Below are 22,182 nucleotides of genomic sequence, written 5' to 3' on the forward strand. Positions count from 1 at the left end.
CCAGCGCCGCGCGGATGGCCGCGTCGCGCGCCGTACCCGGCGGGGCGTCGGCGATGGCCGGGGGCGGCGCGACAAGACGCATCTTGGGCGCGGCCAGGGCGGTGGCCACGGCCCGTCCCGCGCCGGCCCCAGCTCCGGCCTGAGCCTGTCCGGTCGCATCGTCCACGCGGGTCCGGGCCTGGTCGATCTCGGCCTGCAGCGCGTCGCGGACGGCGCCGGCAAGACCGGACGCGGCCGGGCCTTCCTCGATCAGCGCCACGGCGCGCACGGGCTCGGACGAGCGGATCAGAACGGGAATGGCGCCGCCCAGCACGGCGAACATCGGAAAGGCGAGCAGCGACAGCCAGAAGCCCACAGTCTTGGCGTAGGCCACATATTCGCGGCGCGCGATCAGGAGCGTGCGGTTCATCGGGCCGCCTCCGCGGTGTTGGAAGAGGACTGGGGCTGATCGGGATGATCGCCGGTCAGGCCGATGAAGGCGTCGTGCAGCGTCGGCTCCTTCAAGGCGAAGCCGCGCACGTCCAGGCCCGTCAGGAAGGCGGCCTTCAGCGTGTCCTGGCCGCCCGCGCCCGACGCCAGCGCCGCCTTCAACCGCCGGGTCTCGCCGGCTTCTTCCACCAGTTCGACCCCCGCCACGCCGGGCAGGGCGGCGACCGCCTGGGCCGACAGGGCGCCGTCCAGCTCCAGAAAGCGGGGCGCAGTGGCCTTGGCGGCCTCGACCGAGCCCTCGAACGCCTTTCGCCCGCGCGCCAGCAGCACCACCTTGTCGCACAGCCGTTCGGCATGCTGCATCACATGGGTGGAGAACAGGACCGTGGCCCCTTGCGCGGCCAGGTCGCGGATCATGGCTTCGAGGCCCTGCTGGTTGACCGGGTCCAGGCCCGAAAAGGGCTCGTCCAGGATCACGAACTCGGGGCGATGCACGACCGAGGCCAGAAGCTGAACCTTCTGGGCCATGCCCTTGGACAGCTCCTTCATCTTCTTTTTCTGCGAGGCGCCCAGCCCCTGCTGCTCCAGCAGGGCGACCGCGCGCTTGCGGCCCTCATGGGCGGGCAGGCCCTTCAGCGAACCGAAGAAGGCGATGGCCTCCACCGGCGTCATCTTGCGATACAGACCGCGCTCCTCGGGCAGGAAGCCGATGCGGTCGCGCACCTCGCGCCCGTCGGCCGCGCCCAGGATGTCGATGCGGCCGGACGTCGCCGGCTGCAGGCCCAGGATCATCCGAAGGGTCGAGGTCTTGCCGGCGCCGTTCGGACCCAGGAAGCCGCAGATCGAGCCCTTCTCCACCTGGAAGCTGAGATCACGCACGGCCTCGAACGTGCCGTACCGCTTTCCCACGCCCTCCAGCGTCAACGCCGCCGCCATGTCGCCTCCCGTCCCTTTGCGGCGAGCCTAGCAAGGACGACGCAGAAGGCCAGCGGCAAACGACCGACCCGTTAGGGCGCTCAGGCCTTTGCGGCTACCGAGAAGCTGCGGCCCACGACCTTGGCGGGGTTGACCTGGGCGTCGTTGCGGCGGACCTCGAAATGCAGGTGCGGGCCGGTGGAATAGCCGGTGGAGCCGACCAGGCCGATGCGTTGGCCGGTCGTGATCGCCGCGCCGCGCGTCACGTCGATGCGGCTAAGGTGGGCGTAGAGGGTGCTCATGCCGTTGGGGTGGCGCACCTCGATGAAGTTGCCGTAGCCGCCGGCTTCATAGCCTGTGCGGACCACGCGCCCCTCGGCGGCGGTGAAGACGCCCGTGCCCTTCGGAGCGGCGATGTCCACGCCCTTGTGCGCCCGGGCCTTGGCCTCGATGGCCAGTTTTCGAAGCCCGAACTTGGAGTTCACCGCATAGCCGCGGACCGGGGCGGCGAAGGCGATCTGGCGCATCACCGGACCGGCGTCCTCGACCTCGGCCTTGACGGGCGGCGCGACGGGGGCGGCCTTGGCGTCCGTCACGGGCGAGGGCGGCTGGGTGGCGACGTTGGGGGCGGCCGCGGCGGCCAGAACGGCCACGGCGGCGAAGGCGGCCGTCTGGCCGGAGTGGATCAACAGGGATTTCGCCCGCGTACCCGCCTTTTCCAGGGGGGCGGACGAGAACAGGCGTCGCATTCGGCGGCGTCTCCGACAACAGGCGCGGGAAGGGCGCGGGGACAGGGACGGGGCGGCGCGGATCGCGCGGCCATCCCGGTGACGAGGCGCGCTTATGACAGCCGCATGGGGCGACTTTGGGACGGGAGAGGCGGCGCATGGTCGCACCAAGGGAACCCGCCGGCGCAAGGTCCGTCAGGCGATGATGTCGGGCAGGATGCGGTCTTCGATCTTCACGATCTCGTCCTTGATCGACAGCTTCTTGCGCTTCATCCGGGCGATCATCAGCTGGTCCGGCACGGCGGCGGCGGACAGGGCCTCGATGGAGGCGTCCAGTTCGGCGTGTTCTTGGCGCAGCAATTTGACGCGGGCGTGAAGCGCCGCCTCTTCCTCGCTGATTTCCGGAACGTCATCGTTCATGTCGAATCCCCGGCGGGCTTATACGTCAGGGCGATTCAAGCCGGAAGGGCCTCGGCCAGGCGGATCAGGGCCGAGCGCGGCGTAACCCGCGACCACAGACGCGTCGTGGCGGTCAGGCCGTCGATCGTCGGACGCGGCGCGCCAGCCGGCGCGGGGGCCAGCGCCTCCAGCGCTTCCAGCAGATGCCGCTCGGCCTCCAGTTCCAGGGCCTTGATGCGCTCGCGCACCGACTGGCGCGGACCGTCGTCGATGTCGGGGACCGGCGCCTTCAGGGTGCGGCGCACCGCGCGCAGCGGGGCCACCACCACGCCGTCCCAGGCGCGGGCGGTGTCGCAGGCGGCCTCGATCGTCTCCTCGTCCGGGCGTCGGCCCGTCGCGGCGACCCAGGCCGACCACAGCAGCAGCGGGACATTCTGCTCGTGGTGGTCCTGCAGCGTCAGACAGGCCTCGGCGACGCCGGGCGCGCCGTAAGCGGCCACGGACCAGTCCCAAAGGTTGCTCACTTCAGGCCGTCCCAGCGGCGCACGGCGCTCCAGTCCAGGCCGAACAGGTCCAGGGCTCGGCCGACGGACTGATCGACCATCTCCGGGATCGACGCGGGTCGGGCGTAGAAGGCGGGAAGCGGCGGGGCGATAACCGCGCCCATTTCGGCCAGGGCGGTCATCGTCCGCAGATGGCCCAGGTGCAGCGGCGTCTCGCGCACCATCAGCACCAGCGGGCGGCGTTCCTTCAGCGTCACATCGGCGGCGCGGGTCAGCAGCGAGGACGTCACGCCGGTGGCGATCTCGCTCATCGTCCGCACCGAGCAGGGCGCGACGATCATGCCCAGGGTGCGAAAGGAGCCGGAGGCGATGCTGGCGCCGACATCGGCCAGTCGATGCGTCACCGCAGCCTTCGCCGACAGGTCGTCGGCGGTCAGATCCGTCTCCTGCGACAATGTGAGCAGGGCGGCCTTGGTCACGACCAAATGGCTCTCGACGCCCAGGTCTTTCAGCGCGTCCAACACGCGCGCGCCGTAGATCGCGCCGGAAGCCCCTGAAATTCCGACAACCATCCGAGGCGGCGAATTTCGTACGGCTCCGTTCACATCATCGACCATTTTAGGGGTCAGCCTCCCTGGTGTCCGGCGCGGCGGGTCGTCACTGGAATGTGATTCCACAGCCCGTCGAACCGGGCGCTCACTCTAGTGGTCCCTAACCAACGGAGGCGCAAGCCATGACCATCGAGGCTCGTATTCGCGAACTGGGTAATCGTCATCGCACCCTGGATGAGACCATCCAGAAGGAGATGACCCGGCCGTCCGTGGACACGCTGCAGGTCAGGGAGTTGAAGCAGAGGAAGCTTCGGCTGAAGGAAGAGATCACCAGCCTGGAGGCGCGAACCCACTAGCGGTTCCCGACCTCCCGAAAACGACGACGGCCCCGGAGATCGCTCTCCGGGGCCGTTTTGTTTGCTTCTCTTCGGCAATCCGAGGAGCGGGACTGCGATCAGTCGCGCGGACCGAAGACGGAGTCGGCGGTCGGTTCGGCGCCGCGGACCTCGGGCTCTTCCGGGGTGAATTCGGGCTCGATCTCCTCGGCCACCGGCAGGATGGTGCCGCCGCCGTTCTTGGCGTCGTCCTTGGCCTTCTTCTCGGCGGCCTTCCTGACGATTTCGTCCAGCGCCAGCTGGCCGACCAGGCCCAGGGTCACCGGATCGACCGGCTTGATGTTGGCGGTGTTCCAGTGGGTGCGGTTGCGCACGCTCTCGATGGTGGACTTGGTGGTGCCCAGAAGCTTGGCGATCTGGGCGTCCGTCACCTCGGGGTGATTGCGCACGAACCAGGCGATGGCGTCCGGGCGATCCTGGCGGCGCGAGACGGGCGTGTATTTCGGCGCCGGCTTGGCGGACTTCAGCAGCTCGGCGTGGCGGCTGACGACGGCCTTCATGCGGTAGTTGGAATCGGCCTGGGCCTTGTCCAACTCCTCGCGCGTCAGCTGGCCGCCTGTGACCGGATCGACGCCACGGATGTCGCGGGCCACGTCGCCGTCGGCGATGCCGCGCACTTCCAGCGGGTGCAGGCCGCAGAAGTCGGCGATCTGCTCGAAGCTGAGGGAGGTGTTGTCGACCAGCCAGACCGCGGTGGCCTTGGGCATCAGGATGTCGCTCATGGACTTGGGTCCCGGTTCTTCAAGGGCCCGCGCGGCGCGATGCGGCGGGCGTTGGATACGACGGCGCCCGGCCTTTCGACCGGGCGCTGATGACGCCGATATAGGCCTATTCGGAAGAAAAGAAAACGTCGCCCGACACGGGCGTACAGCAAAGGTTCATGTGCGCTGCGCAACCTTGGCGGTCCTGAAGTCTTTGGCATTCGGGAGAGAGAGGAACCAACCCATGTCGATTCTGCTTGGCGCGGCCATGGCCGCTGCGATGATGGCCCCCGGACACGGGCCGACAGACGTTCAGCAACGGGTCGCTCCGCGTGGCAGCTACGCCCGGAGCTGCACCGGCGCCTATGTGAACCAGGGCCGCCTCTACGCCGATTGTCGTGACCAGCGCGGCCAGCCGCGCGGCACCTCGATCGAGCTGGCGCGCTGCTCCAGCGCCGAGATCGCCAACAGCAATGGTCTGCTGGTCTGCGGCAACGTGCGCGGGAGCTATGAGGACAGCCGTCCAGGCTATCCCGGCACGCCGGGCCGCCCTGGCCGTCCGGACCGTCCGGACCGGCCGGGCGACGGCTGGGGCGGCGGGCGCAACTCGATCACCGTCTATGAGGACTCCAACTTCCGTGGTCGCTCGATGAGCTTCAACAGCGAGGTGGCCAATCTGGAACGCTCGGGCATGAACGACAGGATCAGCTCGATCCGCCTGCGCGGGCGCTGGGAGGTCTGCACCGACGCCTACTTCCGCGGCTCCTGCCGAATTATCAGCGGCGACGAGCGCAATCTGGGCTCCAGCGGCTTCAACGACCGCATCTCATCGCTGCGTCCCGCGCGGCGCTGGTAAGCCAGACGGCGGCGCGTCGACAGGCGCGTCGCCCGCTTGCGCCCGTTCGTCATGGCCCATTCGTCCCGGTCCGGCTTTGTGATAGGACTCGGAATCCGGCCAGCGACGCGAGGAGAAGGCCATGTTCGAGGATCTGGAGCCGCGCCCGCGGCGCGACGAGGCGTTGAGCGCCTTGCGACGCGAGGACCTGGACGCCTATTCGGTGGAGGATCTGACTGAACGGGTCGCCGAACTGGAGGCCGAGATCGCCCGGTCGCGCGCGGCGATGGACGCCAAGCGTGCCAAGAAGAGCGCGGCGGACGCGCTTTTCACCTTCAGGCCCTGACGCCGGTGCGACAATCGTGGCATGACCGTTGCAGTCCGTGCTCGGAGTTCCGGCTCCCGGCCGATTGCAGGACAGGCGTGCGTTTTCCCGATGAAGATGTCTGAGTTGACCGTGGGCGATCCTTCCTTTTCCGAACTTCCGGCCGGACCGGACCGCGCCCGCACGGTGCGCGACTTCGCGCGTTCCGAACTGTTCGACCGGACCTTCCGCGAAGGCATGGAGCTGGTCGAGGAGACGGCCGCCTATCTGGACGGAGAGGGGCGGCGCGAGTCCCGCATCCTGTCCCGCTCGGCCGCCCTGGCCTATGCGGCGGAAAGCATGAAGCTGACCACGCGGCTGATGCAGATCGCGTCCTGGCTGCTGGTCCAGCGGGCCGTGCGCGAAGGCGACATGACGCCCGAAGCCGCGTGCGAGCCGCGCTATCGCCTGAACGCGCGCAAGATCGAGGCCGAGCCCAGCCACGCCGAACTGCCGATCGCCCTGGTCGAATATCTGGTGCGGTCCGAAAAGCTGTTCGACCGGGCCCTGCACCTGGATCGCCGGATGTACCTGGGCGACGCCGAGGAGACGCCGCCCAATCCGGTGTTGAGCCAGCTGGGAATGCTGGAAGCGGCCTTCCGGGGCTGATCGAGGCCGGGCCTACGGCCCGACGTCGTTCTCGTCCTTGCGGCCGTCGTCGACCACGCGCGGCAGACTGACGGCGATGCCCAGCGCCTGGGCCAGTTTGGCGTCGCGCTCATAGACGTCCTCGCGGAAGGCCACGCGCCCCTGACCGTCGACGAAGGCGGTCCAGTACAGCAGACGCACGCTGATCTCGCGGCCGGTGGTCACGCGGGTGGTCTCGCGCGTGTCCTGCGCAACGTCGAACTGTTCCAGCTTGGCCGGGTCCGGCGACAGCAGCAGGCGGGCGAACTCCACGGCGCCCTGAACGCGCACGCAGCCGTGGCTGCGCTGGCGCATGGACAGGTTGAACGCCGCCTTGGACGGCGTGTCGTGCAGGAAGATGGCGTAGCTGTCGCGCAGCTCGAACTTCACATAGCCCAGCGCCGACTTCGGCCCGGCGCGCTGGATGACCGTGCCGTTCGACACATACATGTCGTTGGCGGCCAGATAGCCGGGGCCCTTGGGCAGGATCTCGCGCCGGGCGATGCCCGCCGGCACATACCAGGGCGGGTTGGCCACGACCGAAGCGAAGGGCTTTTCCAGGCTGGGCGTCTGGTTGTCGTGCGAGCCGACGACGACGCGGTTGGAATGGACCGGCTTGGCGTCCTTCCAATAGACCATGATGGCCGCGGCGGTGTTGACCTCGATCCGCTCGGGCGCGACGTCGCGTTTCAGCCAGCGGCGGCGTTCCAGGTTCAGGGCGATCTGGCGGGCGCGGTCCTGGGCCGAGGCGCCCAGGGAACGCTGGGTGGCCGGGCCGACGCGGCCGTCTGCGCCCAGGCCGTGACGGGTCTGGAAGCTGCGGACGGCGGCCTCCACCTCGGAATCATAGACCAGCCCCTGGGCCTTGAGGCGCGCGCCGTCAGCGGCCGACAGGTCGCCCTCGGCCGTCAGACGGTCGATCAGGGCGGGTACGCGGCGGTCGCTGGCGCCGGGCTCGATGGTCGCGCCGGCGGCGAAGGCGGGCCAGCCGCCCTGGTTGGCCAGGCGGCTGTAGCGGACATAGCCCGCCGACAGATTGGTGTAGCCGATGTCGGTGGGGGCCAGGCCTTCGTACCAGTCCAGCAACGCGCCGCGCGACAGGGCGTCGTTCAGGCCGCGCGGCAGGTCCACGCGGTTCTTCTGCATTTCCCACAGGTCCTCGACCGTCTCGGGGCGCACCTTGCCCTCGGCCAGGATGCGGGCGTAGGCCAGGGCCGCGGCGGTGGTGCGCAGGTCGGAGGTGGCCGGGTCGGCCGCCAGGCCGACGAAGTCGAACTGGTCCGCGCCGGACAGCCCGTGCCGTTCGGCGCGGGCGGCGACAGCGTTCAGGTCGCGCAGCCGCTCCCGCGTCCACACCGGGCGCCAGCCGTTCAGTTCATAGAAGGCGCGCACGTCCGGCTGCTGGTTCTGGGGCAGGCGGCCGATCTGGTCGGTGAAGCTGTTGTAGAAGGCGGTCGCCTCGGGCGAGCGCTGCATATAGACCTGCTGCGCGCGCGCCGCCGAGCCGAGGGCCAGTGTCGCCGATGCGACGCCGAGGCCCAATTGCCGTCTGTTCATGACTCTTCCGCTTCTTTCTCGTTCCGGCCAGCAGCGCCGGAGCCCCTGGAACCCGAACGCCGCCATGTTATCGGCGTTCCGGCCAAACAAAAAGCGCCGGTCGCGTGACCGGCGCTTTTCGAGACCTGATTGCTGCAACGTGTCGCAGCCGGGTCGCGCTTACTTCTTGATGAAGCCGGCGAACTTGTTGTTGAAGCGCGAAACGCGGCCGCCGCGGTCCATCAGGTGGGCGTTGCCGCCGGTCCAGGCCGGGTGGGTGGTCGGATCGATGTCCAGGTTCAGCGTGTCGCCTTCCTTCCCGTAGGTCGAACGGGTCTTGTAGGAAGTGCCGTCGGTCATCACCACGGTGATGAAGTGGTAGTCGGGGTGCGTATCCGCCTTCATGGTCGTCGTCCGGTCTCTGGCGCGATGACGATGCCGACCGTCGCTGCGCATGAAATGAGAAACCCGCCAGAACTCCGGCGGGAATGAGCGGCGGCGTTTACACCGGGGGGCGTTCCGGGGCAAGAGGCGGGCGCAATGACCGACCGATACGACGCCACCGACTATTCCGCCCGGGCCGAAGCCCAGGGGCGTCCTGGCGCCGGCGCGGTGCTGGCCGAGCAGATGGCCGAGGCCGGAGACAAGCGCGCGCGCCGCCGCGACATCCGCCCGCTGGCCCGGTTGATCCCCTTTGCGATGCGGCACAAGGGCCATGCGCTGGCGGCGCTGTTCTGGCTGGTGGCCGCGGCTGCTTCGTCCCTTTCGCTGACGGCCCTGGCCCGCGGGGCCATCGACCACGGTTTCGAGGACGGCGGCCGACGCCTGAACTTCTGGTTCCTGCTGCTGGGGGCCAACGCCCTGTTCCTCGGCGTGTCCTCGGCGGCGCGCTATTATTTCGTCACCCGCACCGGCGAACGGACCATCGCCGACCTTCGCAAGGGGCTGTTCGGGCGCATCCTGACGCTGGACCCGTCCTTCTACGCCCGGATGCGGACGGGCGAGGTGCTGTCGCGCCTGACCACGGACATCGCCCTGGTCGACACGCTGATGACGACCTCCATCTCGTTCGCGCTCAGGAACATGCTGACGCTGATCGGCGGCCTGGCCCTGCTGTTCGTCGTCAGCCCCAAGCTGATGGGACTGGTGCTGCTGATCGTGCCCTTCCTGCTTGGACCGATCTTCCTGTTCGGACGCAAGGTCCGGAAACTGACAGTCGCCTCCCAGGACCGGTTCGCCGGGGCCGTGGGCTTCGCCGGAGAGAGCGTGGACGCCATCGAGACGGTCCAGGCCTTCGGGCGCGGCGAAAGCGCCATCGCCCGCTTTGGCGCGGCGGTCGAGGACGCCTTCGACGCCTCGCTGAAGCGGATGAAGGCGCGCGCCCTGATGACGGCCATGATCATCGTCGTGATGTTCGGCGGCGTGACCCTGGTGCTGTGGCTGGGCGCGCAGGACGTGGTGTCGGGGGTCATGTCGCCCGGCGCCCTGCTGCAGTTCGTACTGCTGTCGGTGTTCACGGCCGGGGCCGTGGGCGCGCTGGGCGAAAGCTGGGGCGACGTGCAGAAGGCCGCCGGCGCCATGGAGCGGATCGAGGAGCTGATGCGGGCCACGCCGGGCATCGCCGCGCCCGCCCATCCGCGCGCCCTGCCGCAACCCCCGCACGGCGAGGTGTCCATGTCGGCGGTGCAGTTCGCCTATCCGGGCCGTCCCGACCTGCCGGCGCTCAAGGGGTTCAGCCTGACGGTGCGGCCGGGCGAGACGGTGGCGCTGGTCGGCCCGTCCGGCGCGGGCAAGTCGACGGTTTTCCGCCTGCTGCTGCGCTTCTACGATCCGCAGTCGGGCCTGGTGTCGGTGGACGGCGTGGACGTGCGCGACGCCGACCCGGTTCAGGTTCGCGATCGCTTCGCCTGGGTGTCCCAGGAGACGCCGCTGTTCTCGGGCTCGGCCTTGGAGAACATCCGCTTCGGCCGAGAGGACGCCACGGTCGAAGAGGCGCGCGCGGTCGCCGACAAGGCCCAGGCGCTGCAATTCCTGGACGCCCTGCCGGAAGGGTTCGACACGCCGCTGGGCGAACGGGGAAAAAGCCTGTCGGGCGGCCAGCGCCAGCGCCTGGCCATCGCCCGCGCCCTGGTCCGCGACGCGCCGATCCTGCTGCTGGACGAGGCCACCAGCGCCCTGGACGCCGAGAGCGAACGCCTGGTGCAGGCGGCGCTGGACCAGGCGATGCAGGAGCGCACCACCCTGGTCATCGCCCACCGCCTGGCCACGGTTCTGCGCGCCGACCGCATCGTCGTCATGGACGACGGCCGCGTGGTGGAGGAGGGGACGCACGCCGAACTGGTCGCGCGCGGCGGCCTCTACGCCCGATTGGCGGAACTGCAGTTCCGCGAGGGCTGAGCGAGGCGGAATTGCACTGCACCTCCGAAAAGGGTGCAAGGTGCAATAAGGTGCAATTTCGCGGCGGCCGCTGGGCGTGACGGGTCATGGCGACCAGTCTGCACCGCTTTGGAACCCAGGTGCGTCGGTGGCGGCCTGGAAAGTGCAGAGCGTGGAAAAGGCGTCGGTTTTTCCGCGAAACTAGGATGGCTGGGTGCGGCCGGCGCGCCTATTTCGCCTGGTCCAGCGCTTTGCGGGCCAAGCCGGGAAAGTCGGTGAACAGGGCGTCGACGCCGGCGTCGGCCAGGTCTCGGACCAGGCCGCCCATGTCGCCCGGCTCGGCGAAGTCCTGGCCCCGACGACGCTCTGTCGGCAGGAAGGCGTTCTCGGCACGCACGGTCCAGACCACCACCTTCAATCCCGCCGCATGGGCGTCGGCGACCAGGGTGGAAGGGGCGGTCGAGCGGCCCTCCGCGTCGCGCGGCAGCACCAGGGTCGTTTCCGGCGCCAGCCAGTCGGCGTAGCCGGCGACGGCGCCCAGGCCCGGGGGCGTCAGCATCTCGGCGTAGGTCAGGCCGGGTCGGTCGGCCGGTCCGCCCGAGGGCGAGACCAGCTGCGCCAGCGGGGCGTCGATCCGGCGCGACAGCCGCTCCAGCGGGCCGACCTCGAAACACTGGACGATGATCGGGGCGTCGGCGCCGGTCAGGCCCAGCCGCTCCAGTTCGGCGACGAAGCGATCCTCCATCGGCAGGCCGATCGCGGCGAAATAGGCGGGGTGCTTCAGTTCGGGGGCCACGGCGATGGTCCGCCCGGTCCGCGCCGAAGCCTCGCGGGCGATGGCCACGACCTCTTCAAACGTCAGGATCGGCTCCTGCCCGTCGAAGGCGGCGCTGGCGGGGCGGAGGGAGGGCAGGCGCTCGCGGGCGCGCAGGGTCTTCAGTTCCGCCAGGGTGAAGTCCTCGGTGAACCATCCGGGGGTTTCGACCCCGTCGATGATCCTGATGGTCTTCCGGTCCGCGAACTCAGGCCGATCCGCCACGTCGGTCGTGCCGCCGATCTCGTTCTCGTGCCGGTCCACGAAGACGCCGTCCCTGGTCAGGACCAGGTCGGGCTCGATAACGTCCGTGCCCTGCTCGACGGCCAGCACATAGGCCGCCCGCGTGTGCTCGGGCCGCTCGCCCGAGGCGCCGCGATGGGCGATGATGAGGGGCGACTGAGCCACGGCGGGCGTTCCGGCGAGCAGGACGAGGGCGGCGACGATGGCGCGGATCATGCCCGCTGCATAGGGCCCGCCGGCGACGGGGCGATGACGGTTACGACGCCTGCAGCACCTTGCGCAGAGCCGGGTGCAGTTCGGCGTTGGTGGCCAGGATGGCGGCGCCGGTCTTGGGGTCGCCATCCTGTTCGATGGTCGTGACCGTGCCGCCCGCCTCGGTGACGAACAGGATGCCCGCCGCCACGTCCCAGGGCTTCAGATTGCGTTCGTAAAAGGCGTCGTACCGGCCCGCCGCGACCCAGGCGAAGTCCAGGGCGGCCGAACCCAGGCGGCGAATGCCGGCCACGCGCTGGCCCACGGCGTGGATGTCCTTGATGGCCTGGGCGTGACCCGTCTTGCCGATGAAGGGCAGGCCGGTGGCGACCAGGCTGTCGGCCAGGTCCTTGCGGCCCGAGACGCGGATGCGCTGATCGTTCAGATAGCAGCCCTTGCCCTTTTCAGCCCAGAACAGCTCGTTCATCACGGGGTTGTAGGTGACGCCGGCGACGATCTCGGACGAGCCGTCCGGCGCGCGCCGCTCAAGCCCCACGGTGATGGCGAAGTGGGGCATGGCGTGCATGAAGTTGGTGGTGCCGTCGATGGGATCGACGATCCAGGTGTGCGACTTGTCGGTGCCCTCGACCAGGCCGCGCTCCTCGCCGAGGAAGCCATAGCCGGGGCGGGCCTTGGTCAGCAGTTCGAACAGCGTCTCCTCGGCCTTCAGGTCGGCGGCGGTGACGAAGTCGCCGGGCCCCTTGCGCGACACCTGCAACTGCGACACCTCGCCGAAGTCGCGCATCATCGGGCGCGCGGTCTTGCGAACCGCATCGGTCATGACTTGAAGCAGGGCGGAGGCGAGGGCCATGGGCGTTCAGGGTGACTCGTGAATCGTGATTGGTGAGGGGGTTTCGCGATGGGGTTAGCGCACGTCGCGATGACTAATCACGACTCACGCTTCACCAATCACCTCAATCGGCGCGGCGGACGTATTCGCCGGTGGTGGTGTCGACGACGATCTTCTCGCCGGCCGACATGTACGGCGGGATCATGATGCGCACGCCGTTGGAGGCGAGGGCGGGCTTGTAGGAGGACGAGGCGGTCTGGCCCTTTACCGTGGGCTCGGTCTCGGCGACTTCCAGCACGACCTGCTCGGGAAGCTCCAGGCCGATCGGACGCTCTTCGTGCATCTCGATGACGACCTTCATGCCTTCCTGCAGATAGGGAATGCGTTCGTCGCCGACCCAGTCCTTTTGCAGCTCGATCTGCTCGTAGGTGGCGTCGTCCATGAATACCAGGCTGTCGCCGTTGTCGAACAGGTAGGAAAAGTCCTTCTGCTCCAGGGTCACGCGCTCGACCTTGTCTTCCGAGCGGAAGCGTTCGTTCAGCTTGTTGCCGGTTTCGAGGTTCTTGGCCTCGACGTTGGCGAAGGCGCCGCCCTTGCCGGGCTTGACGTGGCTGGCCTTGGTCACGACCCACAGGCCGCCGTTGTGCTGCAGGACCATGCCGGGCTTGATGGTGTTGCCGTTGATCTTCATGGATTCACATTGGGAAAGAGCGGGCCGCGCGGCCGAGGCGGCGGGGCGAACAGGGCGCGATCCCTAGAGGAAGCCCTGGCAAAGGGCAAGCTGACGCGCGTTCAGTGCAGGGTGCGTTCGCGCGCGGCCTCGTCGGCCTTACGGTGCAGGAAGTTGCCAAGCCGCACGCCTGAACCGGTGGGCGAGGCCATCTTGCCCGCGCCTTCGTCCAGCTTGCGCGCCTCGTGGGCGAAGGCGGCGGCCAGGCCGGCGGCCGACATCGCCGCCGCCACCTGTTTCCACATCGAAGACGGCCGCAGGCCCAGCCAGACGGCGTTGACGGTCTGGGCGGCGGCCCACAAGGCCATCGCCACGGTGCGCTCGCGCCGCGGCGGGGCGTTCCAGACACGCACCGCCGACAGGGTGGTCGCCGAGAACACCGCCGGAAGGATCAGGCTGAACGCCCCGCGCGGCTTTTCCGTCACCGGCAGGTCGCGGTTCCTGACGTGCTTCAGGGTCCGCTTGGGTCGAAGCGCGCCCGAGGCGATGCCCGACGCCAGCAGGGCGAAGCCGACCGTCAGGGCCACGCCCATCGCGACATGGCCCACGCTGCGGCCCTCGCTGTTCAGGAAGTCCGTGGCGGCGTCCTTCACGTCGTCGATGGCGTCGTCGATATCGGTCATGGTCGGCTCCCAGCTGCCCCTACGAAAAGGGCTAATGACCGGGACAGACCCGGGTTCCGTCAGCCGCCGGTGGCGGCGCCCTCGGTGACGATCTCCTTCATCGCCGATTGCAGGTAGTTCTGGGCGCCCATCAGTTCGATCAGCTTGTGCTGGTTCTCGAGGAAGTCGATGTGCTCCTCGGTGTCGGCCAGGATCTTCATCAGCATATCGCGGCTGACGTAGTCGCGAGCCTCTTCGCATTGGGTCACGGCGGCCGCCGTCGCGGCGCGGCTGTCGATCTCCAGCTGCAGGTCGGCGCTCAGGCATTCGATCGGCTCCTCGCCGACCTTCAACTTGTGCAGATCCTGAAGGTTGGGCAGGCCGTCCAAGAATAGGATGCGCTTGATCAACATGTCGGCGTGCTTCATCTCGCCGATCGATTCCCGGTAGATCACGTCGCCCAGGTGCGCCAGGCCCCAGCTTTCGAACATCCGGGCGTGCAGGAAATACTGGTTCACCGCCGTCAGTTCGTTGGTAAGCACCGCGTTCAGGGTGCGGATGATCGCGGGATCGCCCTTCATGGGTATCGTCCTTCGTCGCGACGGGCCAAGCGCGCCGTCATTCGAGCCGTGGATATCACAGTAAAACCCGCGTTGTTTATTTGCGAGTTTTTATCACTGCATTGATAGTGCGAGTGATTTTCGGACGCTGTAAGACTATTCCGCAGCCAGGGCGAAGGCTTCGTGGCTGTCCTGGATCATCTGGCGCATCTCGCACACGCACTTGGCGCACTGGGCCTGGCATTGATGACTGGCGAAGATGTCGCGGGGTCGGCAGGCGCCCGCCTCGATGGCCTGGGCGACATCACGCTGGCGAAGACCGTTGCAGTTGCAGACGTACACGAGGGGATCACGCGTTCGATGAGACTGATAATGGTTCTCTATAACGATCATAAGGGCGATTGCAAGTCGTTCGCACACCTGCGCCGTTGACGCAGCGCGCGGGGCGGCGCAGGGCGAGGGCATGGCCCGCCAAACCCGCACACCCGACCGGCCGCCGTGCCGGCTGTACCTGATCACCCCGCCCGTGATCGCCGATCTGCCGGCGTTCGCCGATCGTCTGGAGACGGCGCTGGCCGCGGGCGACGTCGCGGCGCTGCAAATCCGGTTGAAGCCCGCCGACGACGACACGATCCGCCGCGCCGTGGCCGTGCTGGCGCCCATCGCGCGACGGCATGGCGTCGCCGTCATTCTGAACGACCGGCCAGACCTGGCGCGAGAGACGGGATGCGACGGGGTGCATATCGGGCAGGAGGACGCCACCCTGGCCGAAGCACGCCGCATCATGGGGCCGGACGCGATGATCGGCGTGACGTGTCATGACGACCGCGACCTGGCCTGGGATGCGGCCGAGGCGGGGGCTGACTATGTTGCCTTCGGCGCCTTCTTTCCCACAGACACCAAGGCGACCACGCACCGGCCCTCGCTCGACCTGTTGACCGAGTGGCAGGAGACGGTCGAGGTTCCCTGCGTCGCCATTGGGGGCGTAACGGTCGAAACAGCCGGCGCTGTGGCCAGGGCCGGCGCGGACTTCGTGGCGGTCAGCGCGGGCGTCTGGAGTTACGACGAAGGCGAAGCCGCCGCCGTCAAGGCGTTCAATCTTGCGTTGAAAACCTGATCTCAGGGGAATCTTAGGGAAGATCGGTCACTCTGCGGAACAGTTCAGTTCAGCGAGTTCCGCATGACCATGAGCCCCGCGCTCGACGTCAAGTCCAAGGTCCGCCCCCCGGGCGCCCCGGCCGTGGCCCTTGAGGCTGGCCGGATCGACCTGTTCGCGCACCCGATGGTGCCGGTGGCGACCGGAATGGCGGTGGCGGTCCTGGTCGCCCTAGCGGTCGGCTATGCAAGGACGTCCGGCCTGATCGTCGGGCTGTGGGCGGCGGGCGGCGTCGCGGTCGCCGTCTGGCTGAGGACCAGCCGGGGGCGGCAGCACGATCTGGCCCTTGGCGCCATCCTGGCGGGCAGCATTCTGATCGGCGAGATCGTGGCCGGAAATCCTCCGGCCCTGTCGATGCTGTTCACCGCCGCCAACATGATGGAGATCGTCACTGTCGTGGTGCTGGCGAGGCGGTTCGCGCCCACGTTGAACGTCTCCAGCCTGACGGGGATCGTCCGCTTCCTGGGGTGCGCGGCGCTGGCGCCTCTGCCGGCGGCGGTGCTGTCCGCCGGCGCGCTGAGCCTGTTCGGCGCCGGAGACTTGGTGGAGGCGGCCCAAACCTGGTGGTTCGGTCATGCCCTGGGAATCGCGCTGATCGGTTGCCTGGGGCTGTCGTTGACGCGCTCGACCCTTCGGGGCTTCGCCCGGCCGGCGCGCGCGCTGGAGGCGCTGGTCCTGCTGGGCGGGCTGTTCCTGATCTACGTTCTGGCCTTCATGGCCCATGTGCCGATCGGCGTCTTCTTGGCGCCGATGCTGTTCGTCATCGCCGTTCGTCTGGGCGTGGCGGGCATGAGCTTCAGCCTGCTGGTGGTGGCCGTCCTGGCCATCGGCGGGGCCATGGAAGGTTACGGTCCGTATTCGGAAGGGCTTGCGCCCAGCGAGCAGGTGCTGCGCGCGCAGATGCTGGTGCTCATCGCCTTCGTGCCCGTGATGATCGTCGCCGCCCTGTTGGAAGAGCGCGACCGCCTGGCGGACCGCGCCAAGCTGGGCCAGATCCGCGCCGAGAAGGCGTCCGAGGCAAAGTCGCGTCTGCTGGCCAACGTCGCCCATGAGATCAAGAGCCCGGTCGCCGGCGTCATCGGCATCGGCGAACTGTGGGGCAAGGGTCAGTTGGGCCCGGTCACACCCCAGCAGGCGGAGATGGCCGACATGCTGGTCAAGACCGCCCGCCAGGTGGAGGCGCTGGCCCACGACCTGCTCGACGTGGCGCGGGCCGAGGCGGGCGCGGTCAAGGTGGAGCTGAGGCCGACGGACGTACCCGGTCTGCTGGAGGACGTGCGCCGCTCGGCCATCCTGCGGCCAGAGGCGGGTAACGTCGCGATCGATCTGCTTTGCGAAGGCGACGGGCTGATCGCGCTGGCCGATTCCCAGCGGGTGGTGCAGGTCGTGGGGAACCTGGTGACCAACGCCCTGAAGTACGGGGCGGCGGGCGAGCGCGTGCGGATGCGGGCTTCGCGGCTGGATGAATGGATCAAGATCGAGGTCACGGACTTCGGGCCCGGCCTGACCGCACAGAAACAGGCGCAACTCTTTGAGCCTTTCAATCGCCTGGGGCTGGAGCGGTCGACGATCGAGGGACATGGCGTCGGCCTGGCCCTGGCCAAGCGGCTCGTGGAGCTGCAGGGCGGTTCAATCGGCGTGATCTCGGCGCCGGGCGAAGGCGCGACCTTCTGGATCCTGCTGCCCAAGGCGTGAAGCGGTCCGGCCCGGCGCGCGCCTGGCCTTGCCGTCGCCGCAGTCGCGGGTGATGGTCGTCGCATGACAGTGCTCGCTCTCGCCGCCCTTCTCCTTTCCGGCCAGGCCGCGCCGCCGGCGCGCTCCGCGACCGACCTGACCCGCGACCTGAACAGCGCGCCGCCGAGTGCGACGATGACGCCCGCGCCGGTCCGGCCGGCGGAGCCGGCGCCTCAAGTCGAAGCACCCGCAACGGCCCCCCGATCGACGCCCCCGCGGGCCGCCACGCCGGCTTCGGTCGCGGCCCCCGAACGCCCCGGGGCGTCGCTGACGCGGGACCTGAACGGCGCCCCCCCCGCCGCCATCACGGCCGCCCCGACGGGCACCCAGACCCGGGAGTCGGCCCCCGAGCCGACGCCGGAACCCGCGGCCGCACCGGCCCCCGTCGCGGCCCCGGCGCCGGCCGCCACGGCGGAAGCGCCTGTGACGAGGCCCGCGCCGGCGGCGGCCAACCCGGCCGATGCGGCAGCGGCCCTGCCGTTCAGGATCGACCTGCCGGCAGGCTTCACGATCGAGCCTTCGGACGCGGGCCCGCAGGCCAAGGTCTATGCGGTGAAGCGCGACGGGCGCAGCTTCGTGATGATCTACCAGGGCCCCGCGTCGCAATTCCCGATCTATGACGGGCAACTGATCGACGCCGGCGGGCGCGCCTCGGTGGTGATCGAGCAGGACGGCCGCCGCCGGGCGGTGGAGCACCTGTTCGCCAAGGACCTGGAGTCACGCGAGACCCACGTCTGGCTGTCCTACCTGGACGGGGAGGACAGTCTGCTGGCCGAACAGATCGCCCAGTCGGTCGAGCCGCGCTGAGCCCTACGTCTCGGACCACACCGCCAGTTCGGTTCCCGCCGGGTCGGTGAAGTGGAACCGTCGGCCGCCGGGGAAGGCGTAGATCGGCTTCACCACTGTCCCGCCCGCCGCCTGGACCTTGCCCAGCATGGCTTCCAGGTCGTGGGCGTAGAGGACCGGAAGGGGCGTGCGCGTTCGCTCGGCCGGGTCGGCGTCGAAGCCGCCGTCCAGCCCCTGGTCGAAGGCGGCGTAGGTCGGGCCGTAGTCCTGGAAGGTCCAGCCGAAGGCGTCGGCGTAGAAGGCCTTGGTCGCGCCGATGTCGGCCGCGGGCAGTTCGAGGTAGTCGAGTTTTCCGTCTTCACGCACGGTTGATGCTCCTGTCGATCGCCACCGACGATCCCACGCTTGCACGACGGGCCGATCCGCGCAAACCTGCTAACGGTTCGCAATAGCAGGAGTCGGCATGATCGTGATGACCGGATCGACGGAGCTTCTGGCCCTGATGCGAACGGGGCGGGGGCGTGCGGCGCTCCCAGCGACCCAGCGGCCCGCCAACGACCGGGCTCAGGCGCCGTCCAGGAACAGCCGGCAGGCCGGATTGTCGGTCTCCTCCACGTAAGGGTAGCCCAGGACCGCCAGGGCGGCGTCGAACCGCGCCTGGTCCTGGGGCGGGGCGCTGATGCCGGCCAAGACACGGCCGACGTCGTCGCCGTGGTTGCGGTAGTGGAACAGGGTCAGGGCCCATTCCGGCTGCAGGCTGTTGAGGAAGCGCAGGAAGGCGCCCGGCCGTTCCGGGAACTGGAAGCGCAGGATGCGCTCGTGCGGCAGGCCGACGGTGCGGCCGCCGACCATGTAGCGGACGTGGAGCTTGGCGGTCTCGTTGTCGCTCATGTCCTCGACGTCGTAGCCGGCGGCGCGCAGCGCCTGGACCAGCTCCAGCCGTTCATCCTGTCCGCCGCGCAGGGCCACGCCGACGAAGATCTGCGCCACCCCGTCGCCGGACCAGCGATAGTTGAACTCGGTGACCGACCGGCCGTCCAGGCTGTCCAGGAAGCGGCGATAGTCGTCGCGGTCGTCCTTCATGGTGACGGCCAGCAGGGCCTCGGCGCCTTCGCCCAGTTCGGCCCGCTCGGCCACGTGGCGCAGCCGGTCGAAGTTGACGTTGGCGCCCGAGTTGATCGCCACCAGGGCGCCCGCGCCGGGATGATCGGCCGCCCAGGCCTTGAGGCCCGCAAGGGCCAAGGCCCCGGCCGGTTCGGCGATGGCGCGGGTGTCGTCGAAGATGTCCTTGACGGCCGCGCAGATGGCGTCGGTGTCGACCAGGACGATGTCGTCCAGCAGGTCGCGGCACAGCTGGAAGGTCAGGTCGCCCGCACGGCGCACGGCCACGCCATCGGCGAACAGGCCGACCTCGTTCAGGCTGACCACCTCGCCCGCGGCGATGGCGGTCTTCATGGTGGGGGCGTCGACCGGCTCCACGCCAATGATCTTCGTCTCCGGGCGCAGGAAGCGAAGGATGGCCGCCACGCCCGCCGCCAGGCCGCCGCCGCCGATGGGCAGGAAGACCGCTTCGATCGGATCGGCGTGCTGACGGGCGATCTCCAGCCCGATGGTGCCCTGGCCGGCGATGACGTCGGGATCGTCGAACGGGTGGATGAAGGTCGCGCCGGTTTCGGCCTCCAGCGAGCGGGCGTGGGCGTAGGCGTCGTCGAAGCCGTCGCCGTGCAGCACGACCTGGCCGCCCAGGGCGCGCACCGCCGCCACCTTGATGCCCGGCGTGGTGGTGGGCATGACGATGGTCGCCGCCGCGCCGCGCCGGGCCGCCGCCAGCGCCACCCCTTGCGCGTGATTGCCCGCCGAGGCGCAGATGACGCCCCGGGCCAGTTCGGCGTCAGCCAACTGGGCGATGCGATTGTAGGCCCCCCTTATCTTGAACGAGAAGACGGGCTGCAGATCCTCGCGCTTCAGCAGCACCGGACGGGACAGTCGGCCGGAAAGGCGCTTCAGCGGGTCGAGGGGCGTCTCCTCAGCCACGTCATAGACGCGGGCGGTGAGGATGCGGCGAAGGGTGTCCTGCATGAAAATGTCGTCGTGGGGCCGTGTGTCGGAATGAACGCGCTGTTCGTCTAGGCGATGTCGGTCTGTCGGGGAAGGTTGTTGCGGCGGATGGCCGGGTGAACGCTTCGGCGCCCCGCGCCGAAAAACACAGTCTGAATAGTGCCAATAGTGCAAAATCCGCTCGGCGACGTCCGGGATTTCAGACGCGGAACAGAGTCTGAATAGTGCCTATAGTGCGAAATCCCTTGGCTCTTCAGGACCGGATGGCGTGACCAGCATCGCACGGTTTCGGACAGCGAAAGGTCGATGCCGATTCTCGGGCGTCATCTCGTTGTTAAGGTGGGAATTATTCCAATAAATTGGGAGGGCTGGCCGTGTCCCGGCGTTCAGAGGGGCGAGGCGACGCCGCGTATCGACGAATGGGGCGAGGGGTTTGGGCTTGCGCGGCCGTGCGATCGGCCTACATTGGTCCTGCTTATGCTAACTTTGAGCATAAGGGTCTTGGGAGACGATCATGGCCGATGGCGCCTTTGGTCTGACGAAGGAATTGGAGCGGGAGACCGCCGGCGTCTGGGACAAGGTGAAGAACCACGTCACGCCGCTGGAGTGGCCCGAGCAGGCGCGGCTGATCAGCGAGATCAACCGGCTGAAGCGCGAGCGCGACGCGGTGATCCTGGCCCACAACTACATGACGCCGGAAATCTTCCACGGGGTCGGCGACTACGTCGGTGACAGCCTGGGCCTGGCCAAGGAGGCCGCGCGGTCGGACGCCAAGGTGATCGTCCAGGCGGGCGTGCACTTCATGGCCGAGACGTCCAAGATCCTGAGCCCGGAAAAGACCGTGCTGATCCCCGACCTGCGGGCGGGATGCTCGCTGGCGTCGTCGATCACGGGGGCCGACGTGCGGCTGATCAAGCAGCGCTATCCGGGCCTGCCGGTCGTGACCTATGTGAACACCACGGCCGATGTGAAGGCCGAGACTGACATCTGCTGCACCAGCGCCAACGCCGTTCAGGTGGTGGAATGGGCGGCCAGGGAATGGGGCGTCGACCGCGTCATCCTGATCCCCGACGAATATCTGGCGCGCAATGTGGCGGCCCAGACGACGGTCGGGATTATCGCCTGGAAGGGTCATTGCGAGGTGCACAAGCGCTTCACCGTCCAGGACATCGCCGACATGCGCGACGCCTGGCCCGACGCCGAGGTCCTGGCCCACCCCGAATGCCCTGAGGAAATCCTGGCGGCCTCGGACTTCGCCGGATCGACGGCGGCGATGACCGACTATGTCGAACAGCGCCGGCCCAAACGGGTGGTGCTGATCACCGAATGTTCGATGGCGTCCAACATCAAGGGCGACGTGCCGGGCGTCGAGTTCGTCGGACCGTGCAACCTGTGCCCGCACATGAAGCGCATCACCCTGGAGAACATCCGCGACTGCCTGTTGCACATGCAGTTCGAGGTGACGGTCCCGGAGGAGATGCTGGAGCGCGGGCGACTGGCGGTGCAGCGGATGATCGACCTGCCGCCGCCGGTGAAGCCAGCGCGCTATGACCTGGTCAAGGCGCGCCACCACGTCGATGTGGAGCTGATCTGAGGCGCGGCGTTCGGTCCCGTCGCCGGGACCGTGCGCGACGCCCATCTGAACCGCCATGAGCGATACCGAAAACACCGTTCCCAAGCCGGGGCGCGCCCCAGGCCCCTGGGACGCCAAGCCCGAGGCGGCGCCCGCCGCGGCGCCGACCCCCGCCGACCGGACCTCGGACCGCAGCCAGGCGCCGTTCGAGAAAGACCAGAGTCTGGTCTGGGCGGCGGCCTCCACCCTGCTGATGGCGGGCTTCCTGTGGTGGATCACCGGCAGCGTGATCGTGGCCGGCGCCATCCTGTTCGGCCTGTTCGTGCACGAGGCCGGCCACGCGCTGGTGATGAACCGTGTGGGCATGGGACCGGCGCGCATCTACATCATCCCCTTCCTGGGTGGCCTGGCCCGCGGCCGGCGCGAGCCCAAAAGCGAATGGGACGGCGTGCTGGTGTCGCTGGCGGGGCCGGCGTTCGGCCTCTTGGCCATGATTCCCTTCGTCGCCGTCGGGCTGACGACCGG

General features: G+C 68.8%; 26 protein-coding genes and 1 pseudogene. 10 read left to right on the top strand and 17 right to left on the bottom strand.

What is annotated here, in order from left to right; translation table 11 throughout:
* From B2U11_RS12500 to B2U11_RS12525, 6 genes and pseudogenes are all read right to left on the bottom strand, one after another.
* Positions 1-409 (bottom strand): annotated as a pseudogene (locus tag B2U11_RS12500) (ABC transporter permease); the annotation flags it as partial.
* Positions 406-1,365, bottom strand: a complete 960-nt coding sequence (locus B2U11_RS12505; protein ID WP_292072128.1) for an ABC transporter ATP-binding protein — start codon at positions 1,363-1,365, stop codon at positions 406-408. The gene B2U11_RS12505 and the pseudogene B2U11_RS12500, both read right to left, overlap by 4 nt.
* 80 nt (positions 1,366-1,445) lie before the next feature.
* Entirely contained in the window at positions 1,446-2,093 is a 648-nt protein-coding gene (locus B2U11_RS12510) for a M23 family metallopeptidase (protein ID WP_292072129.1), read from the bottom strand.
* 174 nt (positions 2,094-2,267) lie between these two features.
* The gene (locus B2U11_RS12515; protein ID WP_249750935.1) at positions 2,268-2,492 is read right to left on the bottom strand and encodes a YdcH family protein; all 225 of its coding nucleotides are present in this window, start codon (positions 2,490-2,492) and stop codon (positions 2,268-2,270) included.
* Between the two features lie 35 nt (positions 2,493-2,527).
* Positions 2,528-2,995 (bottom strand): TIGR02444 family protein, encoded by a 468-nt coding sequence (locus tag B2U11_RS12520; RefSeq protein ID WP_292072131.1) that lies wholly within the window; start codon positions 2,993-2,995, stop codon positions 2,528-2,530.
* Positions 2,992-3,591, bottom strand: coding sequence for a UbiX family flavin prenyltransferase (locus tag B2U11_RS12525; RefSeq protein ID WP_292072133.1), 600 nt, complete (start codon positions 3,589-3,591; stop codon positions 2,992-2,994). The genes B2U11_RS12520 and B2U11_RS12525 overlap by 4 nt, the downstream gene beginning before the upstream one ends.
* A gap of 116 nt (positions 3,592-3,707) precedes the next feature.
* On the opposite strand from B2U11_RS12525, the gene B2U11_RS12530 reads away from it, so the two are divergent.
* Complete coding sequence (locus tag B2U11_RS12530; RefSeq protein WP_249750933.1) at positions 3,708-3,881, top strand: YdcH family protein; 174 nt, start codon at positions 3,708-3,710, stop codon at positions 3,879-3,881.
* Between the two features lie 98 nt (positions 3,882-3,979).
* On the opposite strand, the gene B2U11_RS12535 is transcribed toward B2U11_RS12530, so the two are convergent.
* Entirely contained in the window at positions 3,980-4,642 is a 663-nt protein-coding gene (locus tag B2U11_RS12535; protein ID WP_292072135.1) for a DUF1013 domain-containing protein, read from the bottom strand.
* A gap of 223 nt (positions 4,643-4,865) precedes the next feature.
* Between B2U11_RS12535 and B2U11_RS12540 the strand changes: the two genes are divergently transcribed.
* From B2U11_RS12540 to B2U11_RS12550, 3 genes are all read left to right on the top strand, one after another.
* Positions 4,866-5,477, top strand: a complete 612-nt coding sequence (locus B2U11_RS12540) for a beta/gamma crystallin-related protein (protein WP_292072137.1) — start codon at positions 4,866-4,868, stop codon at positions 5,475-5,477.
* 121 nt (positions 5,478-5,598) lie between these two features.
* Complete coding sequence (locus B2U11_RS12545; protein WP_292072138.1) at positions 5,599-5,802, top strand: DUF1192 domain-containing protein; 204 nt, start codon at positions 5,599-5,601, stop codon at positions 5,800-5,802.
* A gap of 90 nt (positions 5,803-5,892) precedes the next feature.
* Positions 5,893-6,429, top strand: coding sequence for a DUF1465 family protein (locus tag B2U11_RS12550; RefSeq protein WP_414632962.1), 537 nt, complete (start codon positions 5,893-5,895; stop codon positions 6,427-6,429).
* Positions 6,430-6,441: 12 nt separating this feature from the next.
* On the opposite strand, the gene B2U11_RS12555 is transcribed toward B2U11_RS12550, so the two are convergent.
* Together B2U11_RS12555 and rpmE are read right to left on the bottom strand one after the other, a co-directional pair.
* Complete coding sequence (locus B2U11_RS12555) at positions 6,442-8,004, bottom strand: L,D-transpeptidase family protein (RefSeq protein WP_292072141.1); 1,563 nt, start codon at positions 8,002-8,004, stop codon at positions 6,442-6,444.
* Between the two features lie 159 nt (positions 8,005-8,163).
* On the bottom strand, positions 8,164-8,388 hold the full coding sequence (rpmE, locus tag B2U11_RS12560) for a 50S ribosomal protein L31 (protein ID WP_201217105.1): 225 nt from the start codon (positions 8,386-8,388) through the stop codon (positions 8,164-8,166).
* Between the two features lie 135 nt (positions 8,389-8,523).
* On the opposite strand from rpmE, the gene B2U11_RS12565 reads away from it, so the two are divergent.
* Positions 8,524-10,380: an ABC transporter transmembrane domain-containing protein gene (locus tag B2U11_RS12565; RefSeq protein ID WP_242520150.1), complete on the top strand. Its 1,857-nt coding sequence runs from the start codon at positions 8,524-8,526 to the stop codon at positions 10,378-10,380.
* Positions 10,381-10,588: 208 nt separating this feature from the next.
* On the opposite strand, the gene B2U11_RS12570 is transcribed toward B2U11_RS12565, so the two are convergent.
* The 6 genes from B2U11_RS12570 to B2U11_RS12595 form a co-directional block, all read right to left on the bottom strand.
* On the bottom strand, positions 10,589-11,632 hold the full coding sequence (locus B2U11_RS12570) for a glycerophosphodiester phosphodiesterase (protein WP_292072147.1): 1,044 nt from the start codon (positions 11,630-11,632) through the stop codon (positions 10,589-10,591).
* 40 nt (positions 11,633-11,672) lie between these two features.
* The gene (locus B2U11_RS12575) at positions 11,673-12,479 is read right to left on the bottom strand and encodes an inositol monophosphatase family protein (RefSeq protein ID WP_292072149.1); all 807 of its coding nucleotides are present in this window, start codon (positions 12,477-12,479) and stop codon (positions 11,673-11,675) included.
* A 103-nt stretch (positions 12,480-12,582) separates the two neighbouring features.
* A complete protein-coding gene (efp, locus tag B2U11_RS12580) occupies positions 12,583-13,149 on the bottom strand; it encodes an elongation factor P (protein WP_249750926.1) in 567 nt (188 codons plus the stop codon).
* 101 nt (positions 13,150-13,250) lie between these two features.
* The gene (locus B2U11_RS12585) at positions 13,251-13,811 is read right to left on the bottom strand and encodes a tryptophan-rich sensory protein (RefSeq protein WP_292072151.1); all 561 of its coding nucleotides are present in this window, start codon (positions 13,809-13,811) and stop codon (positions 13,251-13,253) included.
* A gap of 59 nt (positions 13,812-13,870) precedes the next feature.
* Positions 13,871-14,371, bottom strand: coding sequence for a bacterioferritin (bfr, locus tag B2U11_RS12590; RefSeq protein ID WP_292072152.1), 501 nt, complete (start codon positions 14,369-14,371; stop codon positions 13,871-13,873).
* A 135-nt stretch (positions 14,372-14,506) separates the two neighbouring features.
* Positions 14,507-14,692 carry a (2Fe-2S)-binding protein gene (locus tag B2U11_RS12595; protein ID WP_292072154.1) on the bottom strand — a complete coding sequence of 62 codons (186 nt, stop codon included), beginning with the start codon at positions 14,690-14,692 and terminating at the stop codon, positions 14,507-14,509.
* 121 nt (positions 14,693-14,813) lie between these two features.
* On the opposite strand from B2U11_RS12595, the gene thiE reads away from it, so the two are divergent.
* From thiE to B2U11_RS12610, 3 genes are all read left to right on the top strand, one after another.
* Positions 14,814-15,467 carry a thiamine phosphate synthase gene (gene thiE, locus B2U11_RS12600; RefSeq protein WP_292072156.1) on the top strand — a complete coding sequence of 218 codons (654 nt, stop codon included), beginning with the start codon at positions 14,814-14,816 and terminating at the stop codon, positions 15,465-15,467.
* Positions 15,468-15,530: 63 nt separating this feature from the next.
* Positions 15,531-17,201 (top strand): sensor histidine kinase, encoded by a 1,671-nt coding sequence (locus tag B2U11_RS12605; protein ID WP_292072157.1) that lies wholly within the window; start codon positions 15,531-15,533, stop codon positions 17,199-17,201.
* Positions 17,202-17,264: 63 nt separating this feature from the next.
* Positions 17,265-18,047 carry a hypothetical protein gene (locus tag B2U11_RS12610; protein ID WP_292072159.1) on the top strand — a complete coding sequence of 261 codons (783 nt, stop codon included), beginning with the start codon at positions 17,265-17,267 and terminating at the stop codon, positions 18,045-18,047.
* Between the two features lie 3 nt (positions 18,048-18,050).
* Here B2U11_RS12610 and B2U11_RS12615 read toward each other — a convergent pair whose 3' ends face one another.
* A complete protein-coding gene (locus B2U11_RS12615; protein ID WP_292072161.1) occupies positions 18,051-18,392 on the bottom strand; it encodes a VOC family protein in 342 nt (113 codons plus the stop codon).
* 198 nt (positions 18,393-18,590) lie between these two features.
* Entirely contained in the window at positions 18,591-20,105 is a 1,515-nt protein-coding gene (gene ilvA, locus B2U11_RS12620) for a threonine ammonia-lyase, biosynthetic (protein ID WP_292072162.1), read from the bottom strand.
* Between the two features lie 493 nt (positions 20,106-20,598).
* On the opposite strand from ilvA, the gene nadA reads away from it, so the two are divergent.
* Complete coding sequence (nadA, locus tag B2U11_RS12625) at positions 20,599-21,678, top strand: quinolinate synthase NadA (RefSeq protein ID WP_292072164.1); 1,080 nt, start codon at positions 20,599-20,601, stop codon at positions 21,676-21,678.
* Between the two features lie 55 nt (positions 21,679-21,733).
* On the top strand, positions 21,734-22,182 hold a 449-nt coding region (locus B2U11_RS12630), incomplete at its 3' end, for a metalloprotease (RefSeq protein ID WP_349680728.1).

The sequence above is a fragment of the Brevundimonas sp. UBA7534 genome (assembly GCF_002479325.1).
GTDB lineage: Bacteria > Pseudomonadota > Alphaproteobacteria > Caulobacterales > Caulobacteraceae > Brevundimonas.

Excerpts from the sequence above, each read along its gene's own strand:
- B2U11_RS12540 (WP_292072137.1), top strand. The coding sequence starts at position 4,866 with ATGTCGATTCTGCTTGGCGCGGCCATGGCCGCTGCGATGATGGCCCCC.
- bfr (WP_292072152.1), bottom strand. The coding sequence starts at position 14,371 with ATGAAGGGCGATCCCGCGATCATCCGCACCCTGAACGCGGTGCTTACC.
- B2U11_RS12550 (WP_414632962.1), top strand. The coding sequence starts at position 5,893 with ATGAAGATGTCTGAGTTGACCGTGGGCGATCCTTCCTTTTCCGAACTT.
- B2U11_RS12545 (WP_292072138.1), top strand. The coding sequence starts at position 5,599 with ATGTTCGAGGATCTGGAGCCGCGCCCGCGGCGCGACGAGGCGTTGAGC.
- B2U11_RS12585 (WP_292072151.1), bottom strand. The coding sequence starts at position 13,811 with ATGACCGATATCGACGACGCCATCGACGACGTGAAGGACGCCGCCACG.
- B2U11_RS12570 (WP_292072147.1), bottom strand. The coding sequence starts at position 11,632 with ATGATCCGCGCCATCGTCGCCGCCCTCGTCCTGCTCGCCGGAACGCCC.
- B2U11_RS12565 (WP_242520150.1), top strand. The coding sequence starts at position 8,524 with ATGACCGACCGATACGACGCCACCGACTATTCCGCCCGGGCCGAAGCC.
- ilvA (WP_292072162.1), bottom strand. The coding sequence starts at position 20,105 with ATGCAGGACACCCTTCGCCGCATCCTCACCGCCCGCGTCTATGACGTG.
- B2U11_RS12555 (WP_292072141.1), bottom strand. The coding sequence starts at position 8,004 with ATGAACAGACGGCAATTGGGCCTCGGCGTCGCATCGGCGACACTGGCC.
- B2U11_RS12605 (WP_292072157.1), top strand. The coding sequence starts at position 15,531 with ATGACCATGAGCCCCGCGCTCGACGTCAAGTCCAAGGTCCGCCCCCCG.
- rpmE (WP_201217105.1), bottom strand. The coding sequence starts at position 8,388 with ATGAAGGCGGATACGCACCCCGACTACCACTTCATCACCGTGGTGATG.
- B2U11_RS12515 (WP_249750935.1), bottom strand. The coding sequence starts at position 2,492 with ATGAACGATGACGTTCCGGAAATCAGCGAGGAAGAGGCGGCGCTTCAC.
- B2U11_RS12530 (WP_249750933.1), top strand. The coding sequence starts at position 3,708 with ATGACCATCGAGGCTCGTATTCGCGAACTGGGTAATCGTCATCGCACC.
- B2U11_RS12510 (WP_292072129.1), bottom strand. The coding sequence starts at position 2,093 with ATGCGACGCCTGTTCTCGTCCGCCCCCCTGGAAAAGGCGGGTACGCGG.
- B2U11_RS12610 (WP_292072159.1), top strand. The coding sequence starts at position 17,265 with ATGACAGTGCTCGCTCTCGCCGCCCTTCTCCTTTCCGGCCAGGCCGCG.
- B2U11_RS12525 (WP_292072133.1), bottom strand. The coding sequence starts at position 3,591 with ATGGTCGATGATGTGAACGGAGCCGTACGAAATTCGCCGCCTCGGATG.
- nadA (WP_292072164.1), top strand. The coding sequence starts at position 20,599 with ATGGCCGATGGCGCCTTTGGTCTGACGAAGGAATTGGAGCGGGAGACC.
- B2U11_RS12535 (WP_292072135.1), bottom strand. The coding sequence starts at position 4,642 with ATGAGCGACATCCTGATGCCCAAGGCCACCGCGGTCTGGCTGGTCGAC.
- thiE (WP_292072156.1), top strand. The coding sequence starts at position 14,814 with ATGGCCCGCCAAACCCGCACACCCGACCGGCCGCCGTGCCGGCTGTAC.
- efp (WP_249750926.1), bottom strand. The coding sequence starts at position 13,149 with ATGAAGATCAACGGCAACACCATCAAGCCCGGCATGGTCCTGCAGCAC.
- B2U11_RS12575 (WP_292072149.1), bottom strand. The coding sequence starts at position 12,479 with ATGGCCCTCGCCTCCGCCCTGCTTCAAGTCATGACCGATGCGGTTCGC.
- B2U11_RS12505 (WP_292072128.1), bottom strand. The coding sequence starts at position 1,365 with ATGGCGGCGGCGTTGACGCTGGAGGGCGTGGGAAAGCGGTACGGCACG.